Origin of the sequence: Falsibacillus albus (assembly GCF_003668575.1) — a bacterium.
In the GTDB taxonomy this organism is placed as follows: domain Bacteria; phylum Bacillota; class Bacilli; order Bacillales; family DSM-25281; genus Falsibacillus; species Falsibacillus albus.
Map to the genome: position 1 here is coordinate 42,429 of NZ_RCVZ01000021.1, position 14,091 is coordinate 56,519.

Below are 14,091 nucleotides of genomic sequence, written 5' to 3' on the forward strand. Positions count from 1 at the left end.
TTTATTACATTTTTGATAAAAACTTGAAACATTTCTGTAACATGAATCGTCTAATTATTTGAAAGCGAAATTGATTATGATTAACCATTATATATGAAGATGCACCAAAATGAAAAAAAAGCAGAGGAAGTCCCCTGCCTTTTAATTTAATATCTTGATTCTGACCCGCTTTCTTCCCCAATGATATGCTTGGGATTTCGATGAGAAGAAAACATCGATTTTATAACCATTTATAGCAGAGCCTGTGTCTGCTGCAACTGCATAACCATAGCCTTCAACGTAAACTTTTGTTCCTAATGGGATGACACTTGGATCGACTGCAATAACTTTTGCATTTGGATTCGATTTCAAATTGATGCCAGTGGCAGTATGCCCTGAGCATCCGTTGCAATTAGCTGTATATGCTGTGGAATTGACGAAGAACTCTTTGCCTCCGCCTTCTGGCTTTCCGCGAGATGCCATCGCTGTAAATACTTTTGTCCCGACAGCTACCACTTTGTCTTCGCTATCACGGACTTTCTTTGTGCTTAACAGCTTTCTGGAAACCTCTTTGCCATTTTCTTTAACCACTTCATATTTTTTGGAGACTGCACCCTTTTTACCTTCATGAACAACTTTTTTCTTGCCTTTTGCCAATTTCGGGTCTTTCTTTGTGACAACGGCAAAATCCGTGGGTTCTTCCACTACATCGGTGACTTTTTCAACTCGTACGATATTTACGACATCTTCAGGCTGCAACTCTTGTTTTAGATTGGGTTGAACTCGATCTAAAGTTTTGAGTTTTATTCCATGTTGCTCTAAAAAGTCAGCGACCGTAGTCGAAGTGGACCAAACCTTTTTCTTTTTCCCACCATCCACTAAAGTAAATGCAAATGCATTATCAATATTGATATTCATGTTGTCTTTGATCTTCGATTGAACACCCGGATGGATTTTATCATGTTCTCCCAAATCCACATGTTCTTCCAGTAAAAGCTCTTGCACCGTATTTGCGGTAGTCCAAACCTTTTTCTTATGATCCCCAACTGTCAATTGTACCTGTTTTGCCGGCTCCCACACCACACTAAGGTTATCTTTCACCTTGGTGTTTCCCGAGGGGAATAAGTAATCTTCTGAGCGAACAGAAATTTTTTGGTTTTTTAATATATCTGCTATGGTGTTTGCGTGTGTCTTAATAATTTTCTTTTCGCCATCAAGAGTGAGTGCCACAGTCTTTTTTGTTCCTTCAAAAAATAAGATTCCAGTGACTGTGAGAAAGACTAGTAAACTACTAGAAATGATTGCCCACTTCTTCTTACTTATCGATTTGGAAAACAGGTTTTTCATGTTAATGATCTTCATGAAAAACGCCTCCTTCTCTCGGAGAGATTATATAGACTATCACAACGACTGTCAACCCATTGCCTCTTTTTTACAGAACGTAATCCCTATTATGCATAATGTCCTATAAAATGTGAAGGGCAACTTATCGACATGATTATCCTATGAGAGAAGGAAGATGTGTAGAACTTTTTGGAAATACTAATGATTTGGACAAGCTTTGCTACAAATCGACAAATAATTTTAGCGTTTAATGTCGAATAATTTATGTGCATTTTCTGTTGTTTTTTTGGCAACTTCCTCGTATGGGAGTTCTTTCAAACGGGAGATTTCCTCAGCAACCAATTTTACATAAGAAGGCTCATTCCGTTTTCCTCTGTTTGGATGAGGAGCCAAATAGGGACAATCAGTTTCGATCAACATTTTTTCGATTGGAATTTCCATCGCTACTTCTTTCGGTTTTTTAGCGTTTTTGAATGTCACGGGACCTCCCAAGGAAATATAGAAATTCATATCTACACATTCCTTTGCGGTTTCCGGGCTGCCGCTGAAGCAATGCATGATTCCACCTACTTCTTCCGCGCCTTCTTCTCTTAAAATATCCACGATATCCTGGGTAGCTTCACGATTATGAATGATAATTGGCATTTTCACTTTTTTAGCCAAGCGGATCTGCTTGCGGAAAACTTCCTTCTGAATATCCTTTGGCGATTTATCCCAATGATAATCCAATCCCATTTCCCCTAGTGCGACCACTTTAGGATGTTCCGTTAATTGTTCGATCCATTCAAGGTCTTCTTCTTTCATGTCAATTGCATCAACAGGGTGCCAGCCGACACTTGCGTATAAATAATCATACTTTTCGATCAATTCCATTGCGCGTTCTATAGTCGGACGATCGAACCCTACCACTACCATTTTCTCTACCCCTGCTTCTTTCGCCCTCTCGAGCACTTCCTCTAAATCTTCATTGAATTGTTCAGCATTCAAGTGAACATGTGTGTCAAAAAGCATTCTCTATTTACACTCCTTATTGTGGTTGTTTGATATACCATCTTCCTTTATATATTACCCGAGTAAAGAAAGCAGTAAAAATAATTTGCGTTCTATATTATATTGAAATATTTTATGTTTTCTATTAATAGAAGAATTAGTCTTATAATGTTGATTTTTCATCATCATTATTATTCTAGAATAATAAAAAAAACATAGGAGAATCACGTCGAAATTTGTTTCACGTGAAACATCCTATGTTATTTTTCCAAACTTAAAATCATTTATTTACCAATACTACTCTGTTCCGGAAACAACTATTCAGTAAAAAATCGTTTCCGCTAATCTTCAATGGAGAATTTCTATTATTTTACTTTTGCGCCGTTTTCCAGAGCTTGATCAACTGAAGCCAATGACAGAACTCCATCTTTTTCACCCGCCAATATCATTCCTTCAGACAACTCGCCTCTCAGCTTCACAGGTTTCAAGTTGGTGACGCAGATAACTTTTTTCCCTTTAAGCTGATCTGGAGTATAAAACTTAGCGATGCCCGAAACAACTTGACGCTTTTCATAGCCTAAATCCAATTGGATTTTAAGCAGCTTGTCTGTCTTCTTGACAGGCTCAGCGTGAATGACCTCTGCCACTCGAAGTTCAACTTTCATAAAGTCATCGATGGTGATTTCATCCACTTCCGGTGCTTTGACTTCTTCCTTAGGAGCTTCTTGAGGTACTCCGCCGGTCATCTGATTCTTAATGTAGTCCACTTCTTCCTGCACGTCTAGGCGCGGGAAGATCGGCTCTCCTTTTTTCACTACTTCCGCTCCTGCAGGAATCATGCCGAATGTCTCCAAGCTTTCCCAAGATTGAAGAGATTCATCCACCACATTCAATTGTTCAAATATCTTTTTAGGTGCAGCCGTTAAGTAAGGCTGAAGCAAAACAGCGACCCTCCTGAGAGACTCTGCCAAATGAACCATCACGTTCGCTAATTCATCGCGACTCGCTTCATCCTTGGCAAGCACCCATGGCTGTGTTTCATCAATATATTTATTGGAACGGCTGATTAGCTGCCATACAGCAGAGAGCGCTACTGAGAATTCCATATTTTCCATCGCTTCTTCATATTTCACGATTGTCTCTTTGTTCATGCTAAGGAGCTGTTGATCAAACTCACCTTCAGATCCTTTATATTCAGGAATCACTCCATCGAAGTATTTATTGATCATTGCAATTGTTCTATTTAATAAGTTTCCTAAGTCATTAGCCAAGTCAAAGTTCACTCTTTCAACAAATCCTTCAGGCGTAAATACACCATCGGACCCAAACGGAACTTCACGCAATAAATAGTATCTAAGTGCATCCAGGCCATATCGGTCAATCAATGTAACTGGATCGACTACATTCCCTTTGGATTTTGACATTTTCCCGTCCTTCATCAATAGCCACCCATGGGCAAACACCTTTTTCGGAAGCGGCAAGTCCAAAGCCATCAGCATGATCGGCCAATAGATTGTATGGAAACGGACGATTTCCTTACCGACAAGGTGTACGTCAGCAGGCCAATATTTAAGATAATTGGCATCATGGTCTGTACCATAACCAAGGGCAGTGATGTAATTCGACAAAGCATCGATCCATACATAAATGACATGCTTAGGGTCACCGGGAACTTTTACTCCCCAATCGAATGTCGTTCTGGATACCGCCAAGTCCTCCAGACCTGGTTTGATGAAGTTATTGATCATTTCATTTTTTCGGGATTCTGGCTGGATGAATTCTGGGTTTTCTTCATAATATTGAAGAAGTCGATCGACATATTTACTCATTTTGAAGAAATAGGACTCTTCTTTTACTTTTTCAACCGGCCTTCCGCAATCCGGACATTTCCCATCAACCAGCTGTCTTTCAGTAAAGAAGGATTCACATGGTGTACAGTACCACCCTTCGTACTGATCCAAGTAGATGTCACCTTGATCTAAAAGCTTCTTAAATATTTTTTCGACAATTTCCTTGTGTCGAGGCTGTGTTGTCCGAATAAAATCGTTGTAGGAAATGTCCAGCTTGTTCCACAGTTCTTGAATGCCCTCGACAATCCCATCAACATATTCCTGTGGGGAAATCCCTTTTTCTTCGGCTTTCCGTTGGATTTTTTGTCCATGTTCATCCGTCCCGGTTAAATACATGACATCGAAGCCACGCATTCTTTTATATCGTGCCATTGCGTCACCAGCAACGGTTGTATAGGCATGTCCAATATGCAAATTGCCGCTTGGGTAATAGATCGGGGTAGTTATATAGAATGTTTTCAATTTTTCCTTCATTACATGAACCCTCCTAGAATAATCACTATGTAGAAAAAACCCTCGCCCAATAGCACGAGAGCATTTTATGATAAAGGCTGCCGGATATGGGCCATACATATGTTTTCATGATAACCTCTTATATCATCAAAATATACCTAAAAATCGCTGATTCTGCAACAAGATCGCGTTTCTTTTTTCTTAATTTTCCCATAACAAATCGAAGTTTTTGTCGAATTTTGTCGAAAAATGAGGATATAGCTCCATTCATTCGACATTTTTAACATGGAGTATTCTTACATATTTATTCCATAATCATTGTAATCCAATTGCTGGAAACGGTTGATGAACATTGATATGACAAGGGTTTTACAAGCATTACAAATTATATATTTTTACATATTTAGTGATTGACGAATTTGGGAATGGCTGGTATGATAAGAGCAAGTCAAGAAAATTGTCGAAAAATGACGAATAGATATATAGAAAATATACATCCTATTTTCGAGAGGAGAATAAAGAAATGAAATCTACAGGTATTGTTCGTAAAGTTGATGAATTAGGTCGTGTGGTGATTCCGATTGAATTGCGTCGCACATTAGGAATCGCTGAAAAAGACGCATTGGAAATCTATGTGGACGACGAGAGAATTATCCTAAAAAAATATAAGCCAAGCATGACTTGCCAAATCACTGGTGAAGTTTCCGAAGATAATGTGAAACTTGCCGATGGAAAATTAATTTTAAGCCGTGAAGGTGCAGAACAGCTATTGAAAGAAATTCAAGATTCCTTTTCTTCAGCTAAGTAATAACAACACTGCCATCACTGCCATTTAAATATATTCGGGCATCAATCACCGTTTGTGTCCGTCGATATAAAAGAGGCTGTCCATATTTTGGGACAGCCTCTTTCTTATTGCCTCTTCTCGGAATGTTTGTTGATATTAATCATACACCGCTGTTAATTTCCGCAGGGCGGGCGGAGTCTCGCACCTTCCCCTTCAATCAACTTTTAAAGGAACCTTTAAAACAACAATTTTTTAGAAAGCAGCCTTCTTATTCAATATGATACGCCGCATATACATCTCTTTTAGGAATATTTCGATCAAGTGCAGCTTTTTTGACCGCTTCCTTTGACTTTATGTCCTGGTCGATATAATGTTCAACATGCTCTTTGAGTGTCAAACCCTCCCACCAAACGTTTTCTTCTTCCCCTGGTACTTCTTCGCTTCCTTCAATGATCAGGCAAAATTCTCCCCTGACTTCACCCTCTTGGGACCAATGAATCAATTCTTCTGTTGTTCCACGGATAAATTCCTCATACTTCTTAGTAAGCTCCCGGCAAATAGCCATTTTTCGATTTCCCAATATTTCATGAAGAAGGTGCAGCGTCTCCTTTAGCCGATGTGGGGACTCATATAGGATGATTGTTGCATCTTGTTTCTTTAATTGTGTCAATTCTTCTTTTTTATCCTTTTTTCCCCTTTGGAGAAAACCATAAAAATAAAATGGCTGGGTCATGATTCCAGATGCAATGAGGGCGGTCAAGCCAGCATTGGCACCGGGAAGCGGAACGACGGTGAGGCCTTCATCAAGCGAGGATTCCACCAGCTCATATCCTGGATCGGAAATTGCAGGCATTCCTGCATCGCTGACCAATGCCACCTTTTTTCCTTCCTTCAACAAGCTGATCAATTGGCTGCCGCTGCTTTCTTTATTATGTTCATGGTAGCTGACGATGCGTGTATCGATTTCAAAGTAGTTGCAAAGTTTCTTTGTGTTCCTTGTATCCTCGGCCGCAATGATGTCAGCTTCCTTCAGGATTCGTATGGACCTATAGGTCATATCCTCCAAATTCCCAATCGGAGTAGGCACGAGATAAAGGATACCTTTTGAATCTTCTTGTTCAAAGCTCTTTTGTTGCTGCATAAGCTTCAATCGCCTCTTTCAAATAACGTTCTTTTTGAGATCTCCTTAACTGCTTAAATTCATACTCAGCCCGAAGTGCTTCCGTTTTTGTCGAAAAAGGGTGTGAATAAATCATTTTCACCGGCCTGCGGGCCCTTGTATACTTTGCCCCTTTGCCTTCATTATGCTGCTTGATTCTCCGTTCGAGATCGATCGTATATCCCCCGTAATACGAGCCATCCCTGCATTCCAAAACATAAAAGAAATGGTTAGGCTCAGCGGTCTCCATACAACATTTCCCGCACTTCCTCTGAATATTGGTTATCGTCTGTATGAATGTATAATGGAGGCAAAATTTTTAAATCGGGTCTTCCATCTTTTATTCCTTCGATTAGAATTGTATTGGCTTCCTTTCCCATTTTCGGGTAGACAAACCTCAGCCGCTTCGGTTCAATTCGGAATTGGCGCATCAAGGTCAAAATATCCATAAGCCTTCCGGGACGATGGACAAACGCAGCTTTCCCTCCTTGTTTTAAGAGTCGGCTCGTCACCCGAATGACATCCTCCAAGGTGCATAATATTTCATGCCTGGCGATGGCCAAATGTTCGTTAGGGTTGATTACTTCCTTGGAAGGGGTGACAAAATACGGTGGATTACACGTAATCGCCTCATATTTACCATGACCAAGCAGCTCAGGCATATCCTTAATATTCCCATTGATGACATTGATTTGTCCGTCCAGCTGATTGTAATTCACACTCCGCTCTGCCATATCCGACAGCCGCTGCTGGATCTCGACTGCTGTAATGGGGCATTTCGTCTTCGTACTTAAAATTAACGGAATGACGCCATTTCCTGAACAAAGATCAATAATTTTCCCTTTCCGGAATGGCACCTGAGCAAACCTTGCTAACAGGACAGCATCAATCGAAAACGAGAAAACGGTTGGACTTTGGATAATTCTTAAATCCTCTGCTAGTAAGTAATCTAATCTTTCGTCATTTTTCAGCTGAACCATCTCTTGCCTCCAACACAGATAAATAATATAAAAAAAGGCCCGACCCATAGGTGCCTGCACGCTACCTCCAGAAACTCACTCGCCTAAATGTTCAGCCAGTTGCTCATTCTTTCGAGTTTTGAGATTGGGGTGCATGGCTCCAATATGAGTCAGCCCTGATGATACGTTACTTTTTATTTAAAAAAGACAGGCAGAACAAGCAGTCTTCATCTTTTCGTGGACTTCCAAAATGGACGTTGCAAATATGAAAACCTTCCTGGTAGAGGCGAGCCAAGTTATCATACCCTTCTCCAATATCCAAGTTGCGATCATCATAGTCACCATCACCATGATCTTTTCGTGATCCATCTCCTGGAGAAGGCTTGCGCTTGACGCTCTCCGTCTGTTCCAGTCGGCGTCGCAAATGTTCATTCTCCAGCTGAAGAGAATTATTTTCTTCGATAATTTTGGCAAGATCCTGCTTTAAATCTCCCAGTTGCTGATATAAATGTCCTATTTGCAGTTCCATATTACTGACTGAATCAAAGAATTCTTTTTTGTCCACTGGTTCCACCTCATTAATCTCTTGCTTGAATCGAAACGGCACCTTCATTCAAAATTTCTTCCAATGTGAATTCAAGAACGCGCTCCTGCTCTGGCAGCTCCACTTGGAGAACCCGTTCCAAAATGTTAAGCCCTACCACTTTGCCGGTTCCTATAGGAGTCTTGATCGTTTCGCCAAGATCCGGAAGTTCTTCTTTGGCTGCTTCATACTCATCATTCTCATATTTCAAACAGCACATTAATCGTCCACATAGACCAGAAATTTTTGTTGGGTTTAATGAGAGGTTTTGATCCTTCGCCATCTTTATGGAGACAGGCTCAAAATCCCCTAAAAACGTTGAACAGCACAACATGCGTCCACATGGACCGATTCCACCCAGCATTTTTGCCTCATCTCTCACACCGATTTGACGCAATTCGATGCGTGTTCGGAAAATAGCAGCCAAATCTTTTACTAGCTCACGGAAATCTACTCGTCCATCGGCTGTAAAATAAAAAATTACTTTATTACGGTCAAATGTATATTCTACATCAACTAGTTTCATTTCCAATTGATGTTCTAAAATCTTTTCGCAGCAAACATCATATGCTTCCTTTGCTGCTGCTTTATTTTCATCCATTACCATACGATCCTTATGGTCTGCAATCCGAATGACTTTCTTCAATGGCAGAACTACATCATTTTCGTCTACTTGCTTGCGTTCGACGACAACTTTTCCATGCTCGACGCCGCGAGCGGTTTCCACGATGACGTAGCTGTTCTTCTCGATTACAAGGTCACCAGGATCAAAATAATAAATCTTTCCGGCTTTTTTAAATCGAATACCTACTACTTTATACAAAAGAAGATCCCCCCTGCAATTCTAGCACAAGCTGTTCCAACAGTAGCTGAGGATTCATATTTGAAATTAATTTCCGTTTTGCTTCTAAAATGGCTGTCATTTGATCCGATAATTGGCGTGCTGAGGTATGAAGCGCATCCGCTTCCAGCTGCTGGCGGTAATCTGGAAAAACTAGCTGTTCTCCCCTGTCTATTTGTATATAAAGAAGATCCTTATAGATAAGAAGAAGTAATTCCAACCCGCGTTCAATTTGCGATTTTTCTTTGAAATGCGCAAACCATTCATCCTGTAAACCTACCATGGCTTGAAGCGGGCTTTTTTTAAGGCCTTCATATAATTTTAACACTATTTTTCTAGCTTGTGCAAACCACTCTTCACTGTTTAGCTGCATTGCTTCATCAAAATTATTTGTCAAACTTGCCAGTAAGGGAGCCATATGGGGATGGACACCCTCTTTTTGGAGATTATCCTTTAGAATTTCAGGCGGAAGCGGCCTGAAATTGATTAATTGACAACGCGATATGATGGTAGGAAGAATCCTGTGCACCTGTTCTGTGAGAAGGATTGCCATCGTTTCCGCGTGTGGCTCTTCCAAAAATTTCAATAAACTGTTTGCCGCATTCACCGTCATTTTATCAGCATGGACGATGATATATAGTTTTTTATTGGATTCAACCCCAGTCTTGCTGAATTCTGCTTGAAGTTCCTGAATTTGTCCCTTTTTAATCGACAACCCATCAGGTTCAATCACATGAACATCCGGATGGTTGCCATGATTGATCCTTTTACAGTTTATACATTGTTCACAGGGAATATAACGTCCAATGGGATCATCACAAAATAGACTTTTCGCAAACAGGTAGCCTGCTTCCCTTTTTCCTGTCCCTCTTTCTCCATCAAATAAGTAGGCATGGGCTACACGGTTCTTTTCAAGACTGTTTTCAATCATTTTCATGGCTACGGGCTGGACCGTTTTGAATTGCTCCCATGTCTTCATACTTCTAATCACTCACCCTGTCCTTTTATTTCTCCTATTTTACTTAATACATCTATGGATTTTTTTCTTTATCCAATAACGTCTCGGTCAAACCGACGAGTTCTTGATCAATGGTTTCGACGATTTTTAATTTCCTGCCCTTGCCGAATTGATTTGGGCACATTTACTCCGGCAAATGTTGCCTACCAGGTGTGCGATGGGAATCGTCCGCTTCTTGGACGAAGTTTCCTCATTAAAATTGATGGAATTGTTCAATCGGAAGAACAAACACCGTTGCTCCCCCAACCTCTACTTCGACAGGATATGGTACATATGAATCGGCATTTCCCCCCATCGGAGAAACGGGTGCAACCAATTGTTCCCGAGAACTGCAGCTATCCTTGATGACCTGCAAGGCTTTTTCAACCCGAATATCCTCCGTTCCGATCATGAAGGTTGTATTGCCAGACTTCAAGAACCCCCCAGTGCTAGCCAGCTTGGTCGCACGAAAATTATGATCAACGAGCGCACTTGATAATCGATTGCTGTCTTGGTCTTGGACAACTGCCATAATTAATTTCATTTTTCATTCCTCCAGAATTTTTCCGAAATGTCTTATAGTCTATTATATCAATAATTTAAGTTGTATACATGTATTCTTCAGGGCCATAGAGAAACCCTGCAAAAACCGAAAAGCGGAGCTGGCCCTAACTGCATAAAAAAGTAAAGAAAATCTGTATTCCTTTTAAAAAAAGCCTCGAAGAAATGATCGCTTCGAGGCTCCACCATTCATTTATCGGTTTGAATAAGACTTTTAGCAAGGGGATTTTTCTAAGTGTGATGTTGATTGGAGCGGTAGGTGCGAGACTCCGGAGGGCTAGGGCGGGCCAGGTGAGACCCTGCAGCTAAAACCAACTATGCACACCCTTTTTTGAATAGCAACAAACCTTACGATAACAGCCTTTAGCAAAGATGAATCCGTGGATGATTCAGGTTAAACGGATTCAATCAAATCATTTATTTTCCGTGTGCACGGATAATTTCTTTGAAAGTCTGTTTTGCTTGCTCATAAACTTGTTCAAATGTACCTGAAGCATCAATTTTGTGCATTCGATCTGCGAATTTGTCCAATAAGATTTCATACCCTTCACACACTTTATGATGGAAATCGATTGCTTCCAAATCTAAACGGTTTACTTCCCGGCCTTTATGCATCTCAATTCTTTTAAGTCCCTGTTCAGGCTCAATATCAAAATAGAGCGTGGCATCAGGCATCATTTCCTGTGTGGCAAACAGGTTCATTTCATATACTTCGTCAATGCCAAGGCCGCGTGCATATCCTTGATAGGCCAGTGAACTGTCGATAAATCGATCACATAGCACAATTGCTCCACTTTCAAGGGCTGGTCTTACTTTTTCAACCAAATGCTGCCTTCTTGCTGCGGCATATAAAAGCGCCTCTGTGCGTGCGTCCATCTCAGTATTCTTTGGATCGAGGATCACTTCGCGGACTTTTTCCGCTATTGAAATACCACCCGGCTCCCTAGTCAGGAGAATCGGGTAGCCCTTATCTGAAAATTCCTTTGCGAGCCGATTCAATATGGATGTTTTTCCGGCACCCTCGGGCCCTTCACCTGTAATAAAAATTCCTTTCATCGTTAAACCTCCGAACCTTCTTCTAACTTCATGTCCTCTCAGTATACTATATCTTTTTCTTCAGGACCTTTCATTCCCAATAAAATTCATATCTAAATCAGCACTCTTTCAGAGCTGGTCAAATACCGCAATCTTGCCTTCTTTTAAGCGGTGTTCTCCTTGAAAATGAGCACCTGAATTCTTGTAACTTTTCAACGCAGTCAATTGTTCAATTCCTATTCTTTCTCCTGGAAGCAGCAGAGGGATTCCCGGAGGATAAGGAATAACCATTTTCGCTGATATTCTCCCTACTGCTTCTTCTAGTTTGCACCATGAGAATTCTCGATTGATGGTTTCTTTGAAGGGCATGTCCAGCAGTTGATAGGATGTCCCGACTTCAATATTATTTCCCGAAAGTTTTGTTATGCCCTTTGATCCTTGCATGGCCATTTCCCACTTCTCAACAATTTCATTTATCTGATAGCAGTCCCCTGACTTCAACAGCGGAAAAATAAGCAAAACCTGAAGTGGATCTGCCAGCTCTACATCTATTCCATGTCCCTCCAGCCTCTTTTGGACATCATAGCCTGATAAGCCATTGACTCGTACCGTTATTTTCAATGGGTCCTGCTCTGCACCATTGTCGAGAATCTGAACGCCCTGTACTTTTGTCAGGCCATCCACCAATTGCTGCTTCATTTTCAAGGTATACAGAATATCCATTCGATCCATTCCTGCGAGATAGGCCCTTGAAATGTCCAGCGATGCCATGATCGGATATGAAGGACTGCTTGACTGCAAAGAGGACAAATAAAACTCGATTTTCTTTATTGGTACTCCATCGTTCTGGATGTGCAGAAACGACCCCATTGTCATCGCCGGAAGCGTTTTGTGGGCAGACTGCACAACGACATCTGCCCCCAGCTCCATTGAAGATTGAGGAAAAGGGCTGCCTATACGAAAATGGGCGCCATGAGCCTCATCTACTAGTACATAGGATCCCATTTCATGGCAAATATCAATCAATTCTTCGATATTATATGTAAGTCCGTAATAATTCGGATAAGTAAATATGCATGCCTTTACTTGAGGGAATTCTCGATAGGCATCCCTCAATGCTTGAGGTTCGACCCCTACCGGCACTTCCCATTCCTCATGAATGGAGGGTTTTAGGAATACAGGCGTGACATTTCTGATCATTAATGCATGGAGGATGGATTTATGGCAATTCCGTTGTACAAATACAATATCCCCTTCTTCACACACTCCCATAATCATCGCCAGATTTCCGACCGTGGAGCCGTTGACCAAAAAGAAGCTTTTATATGAATGGTAAAGCCCCGATAAAAGATCTGCCGCCTGAGCAATGACACCTTCTGGGGAATGAAAGTCATCCAATCCATTTAATTCAGTGACATCGAAGGCCAAAAACTTCTTGAAGCGGTCATCTATCCATTTTGGAAGAAAATTTCCATTTTTATGACCGGGTACATGGAAAGATTGTGGATGCCTGTTCAAATGATTGATTAATGCCTCATATATAGGGATTTGATCTTGATTCATTTTCTTTCACTCCTGCAGCTTTCTTCTTACCTGATTGTACACCACATGGAGAAGGGAAAAAAGAGAAACTCCCTTGGGTTCGGGCATGAAAAAACCAAGCAGTTTTCTCTATGCTTGGTTTTAAGAATATATTTCCGGAGTCGTGATTTTTTTTAATTGATTAATATAATATTTGTATTTTGGATCCTTTGTATCTGTATGAACCATGTCTTCCTCGCAATCCCTGCAGATAAAAGAAGTGTAGAGATGTATCCCTTTTGACTTATGCTCTTCACAAACAATACAAGCTTCCCCGACTTTATACTTTGAAACCAAAGCACTCAATTCCTCCACCTCCATACACCCTAGTCTGCCCCGCATACCCCTATTGTATACACAATTTCAGCAATTCAAATAGACTGAAAATGAACACTCTGTATAGTGTATGTAACCTGAATTTTGTCTGTGTTTGTCTAGAAAAGATTTCTCAAATTCATTGTTTTTGAGTAATTCGCAGCGGGGTTGATCTGAGGTGCGGAAAGCTTGATATGCGGTGGGGTGATCAAAGAGAGACGAGTTTGTCGAGATATGTAGAATAATCGATATATTGAGATTTTCGCAGATATCTTGGTGGTTTTCCAAGAGAAAATGTGCTCCTCGGAACGTTTAGGGGAAATTTGCGGCTATTCTTATGGTGTTTTGTCTCCATAAGAGAAATGAAGACCGTTTTTTCATCATATTTGGTGTTTTTCAATCAGGATCTTTTGTAATCTTGGTGTTTGATAAATAAGCGATTGGATGGAAGGGTTGATTTCCGCGGAAGGATGCTCGCTTTCCGAGCGGCCTCGCACGAAGAAAAATGCCTGGCATTTTTCGAGGACGTGCCGAACTTAATCGAACATCCGCCCTATACCTCCTCGCTTCGCTGCGGGGTCTCACCTATCCCGCTGAGCCCTCCGGAGTCTCGCACCTTCCGCTCCGATCAACTGCTTTTTTTAACAAATAAACAGT

14 protein-coding genes are annotated in these 14,091 nt (G+C 41.0%); 1 reads left to right on the forward strand and 13 read right to left on the reverse strand.

Annotated elements, in window-relative coordinates:
- Window positions 1-141: 141 nt before the first annotated feature.
- The 3 genes from D9X91_RS20520 to metG all read right to left on the reverse strand — a co-directional run bounded on the left by D9X91_RS20520 (window position 142) and on the right by metG (window position 4,637).
- A complete protein-coding gene (locus D9X91_RS20520; protein WP_233569876.1) occupies window positions 142-1,341 on the reverse strand; it encodes a G5 and 3D domain-containing protein in 1,200 nt (399 codons plus the stop codon).
- A 222-nt stretch (window positions 1,342-1,563) separates the two neighbouring features.
- Window positions 1,564-2,334, reverse strand: coding sequence for a TatD family hydrolase (locus tag D9X91_RS20525; protein WP_121682521.1), 771 nt, complete (start codon window positions 2,332-2,334; stop codon window positions 1,564-1,566).
- A gap of 344 nt (window positions 2,335-2,678) precedes the next feature.
- On the reverse strand, window positions 2,679-4,637 hold the full coding sequence (metG, locus tag D9X91_RS20530) for a methionine--tRNA ligase (RefSeq protein ID WP_121682522.1): 1,959 nt from the start codon (window positions 4,635-4,637) through the stop codon (window positions 2,679-2,681).
- A gap of 502 nt (window positions 4,638-5,139) precedes the next feature.
- Between metG and D9X91_RS20535 the strand changes: the two genes are divergently transcribed.
- Entirely contained in the window at window positions 5,140-5,424 is a 285-nt protein-coding gene (locus tag D9X91_RS20535; protein ID WP_121682523.1) for an AbrB/MazE/SpoVT family DNA-binding domain-containing protein, read from the forward strand.
- A 247-nt stretch (window positions 5,425-5,671) separates the two neighbouring features.
- Here the strand turns inward: D9X91_RS20535 and rsmI are convergent, their stop codons facing one another.
- The 10 genes from rsmI to D9X91_RS20590 form a co-directional block, all read right to left on the reverse strand.
- Window positions 5,672-6,544 carry a 16S rRNA (cytidine(1402)-2'-O)-methyltransferase gene (gene rsmI / locus D9X91_RS20540; protein ID WP_121682524.1) on the reverse strand — a complete coding sequence of 291 codons (873 nt, stop codon included), beginning with the start codon at window positions 6,542-6,544 and terminating at the stop codon, window positions 5,672-5,674.
- Entirely contained in the window at window positions 6,522-6,812 is a 291-nt protein-coding gene (locus tag D9X91_RS20545; RefSeq protein ID WP_121682525.1) for a GIY-YIG nuclease family protein, read from the reverse strand. Before D9X91_RS20545 ends, rsmI begins: the two co-directional genes overlap by 23 nt.
- Window positions 6,799-7,542 carry a tRNA1(Val) (adenine(37)-N6)-methyltransferase gene (locus D9X91_RS20550; protein WP_121682526.1) on the reverse strand — a complete coding sequence of 248 codons (744 nt, stop codon included), beginning with the start codon at window positions 7,540-7,542 and terminating at the stop codon, window positions 6,799-6,801. Before D9X91_RS20550 ends, D9X91_RS20545 begins: the two co-directional genes overlap by 14 nt.
- A 166-nt stretch (window positions 7,543-7,708) precedes the next feature.
- A complete protein-coding gene (gene yabA, locus D9X91_RS20555; protein ID WP_121682539.1) occupies window positions 7,709-8,086 on the reverse strand; it encodes a DNA replication initiation control protein YabA in 378 nt (125 codons plus the stop codon).
- Between the two features lie 13 nt (window positions 8,087-8,099).
- On the reverse strand, window positions 8,100-8,927 hold the full coding sequence (locus D9X91_RS20560) for a PSP1 domain-containing protein (protein WP_121682527.1): 828 nt from the start codon (window positions 8,925-8,927) through the stop codon (window positions 8,100-8,102).
- Window positions 8,920-9,924 (reverse strand): DNA polymerase III subunit delta', encoded by a 1,005-nt coding sequence (holB, locus tag D9X91_RS20565; RefSeq protein WP_121682528.1) that lies wholly within the window; start codon window positions 9,922-9,924, stop codon window positions 8,920-8,922. Before holB ends, D9X91_RS20560 begins: the two co-directional genes overlap by 8 nt.
- Window positions 9,925-10,156: 232 nt before the next feature.
- A complete protein-coding gene (locus D9X91_RS20575; RefSeq protein WP_121682529.1) occupies window positions 10,157-10,486 on the reverse strand; it encodes a cyclic-di-AMP receptor in 330 nt (109 codons plus the stop codon).
- 434 nt (window positions 10,487-10,920) lie between these two features.
- Window positions 10,921-11,559 (reverse strand): dTMP kinase, encoded by a 639-nt coding sequence (tmk, locus tag D9X91_RS20580; RefSeq protein ID WP_121682530.1) that lies wholly within the window; start codon window positions 11,557-11,559, stop codon window positions 10,921-10,923.
- Between the two features lie 108 nt (window positions 11,560-11,667).
- Window positions 11,668-13,101, reverse strand: a complete 1,434-nt coding sequence (locus D9X91_RS20585) for an aminotransferase class I/II-fold pyridoxal phosphate-dependent enzyme (protein WP_121682531.1) — start codon at window positions 13,099-13,101, stop codon at window positions 11,668-11,670.
- A gap of 120 nt (window positions 13,102-13,221) precedes the next feature.
- Complete coding sequence (locus tag D9X91_RS20590) at window positions 13,222-13,425, reverse strand: sigma factor G inhibitor Gin (RefSeq protein ID WP_121682540.1); 204 nt, start codon at window positions 13,423-13,425, stop codon at window positions 13,222-13,224.
- Window positions 13,426-14,091: the final 666 nt, after the last annotated feature.

Coding starts and splice junctions, on each gene's coding strand:
- D9X91_RS20520 (WP_233569876.1), bottom strand. CDS start 1,341: ATGAAGATCATTAACATGAAAAACCTGTTTTCCAAATCGATAAGTAAG.
- D9X91_RS20525 (WP_121682521.1), bottom strand. CDS start 2,334: ATGCTTTTTGACACACATGTTCACTTGAATGCTGAACAATTCAATGAA.
- metG (WP_121682522.1), bottom strand. CDS start 4,637: ATGAAGGAAAAATTGAAAACATTCTATATAACTACCCCGATCTATTAC.
- D9X91_RS20535 (WP_121682523.1), top strand. CDS start 5,140: ATGAAATCTACAGGTATTGTTCGTAAAGTTGATGAATTAGGTCGTGTG.
- rsmI (WP_121682524.1), bottom strand. CDS start 6,544: ATGCAGCAACAAAAGAGCTTTGAACAAGAAGATTCAAAAGGTATCCTT.
- D9X91_RS20545 (WP_121682525.1), bottom strand. CDS start 6,812: ATGGAGACCGCTGAGCCTAACCATTTCTTTTATGTTTTGGAATGCAGG.
- D9X91_RS20550 (WP_121682526.1), bottom strand. CDS start 7,542: ATGGTTCAGCTGAAAAATGACGAAAGATTAGATTACTTACTAGCAGAG.
- holB (WP_121682528.1), bottom strand. CDS start 9,924: ATGAAGACATGGGAGCAATTCAAAACGGTCCAGCCCGTAGCCATGAAA.
- D9X91_RS20575 (WP_121682529.1), bottom strand. CDS start 10,486: ATGAAATTAATTATGGCAGTTGTCCAAGACCAAGACAGCAATCGATTA.
- tmk (WP_121682530.1), bottom strand. CDS start 11,559: ATGAAAGGAATTTTTATTACAGGTGAAGGGCCCGAGGGTGCCGGAAAA.
- D9X91_RS20585 (WP_121682531.1), bottom strand. CDS start 13,101: ATGAATCAAGATCAAATCCCTATATATGAGGCATTAATCAATCATTTG.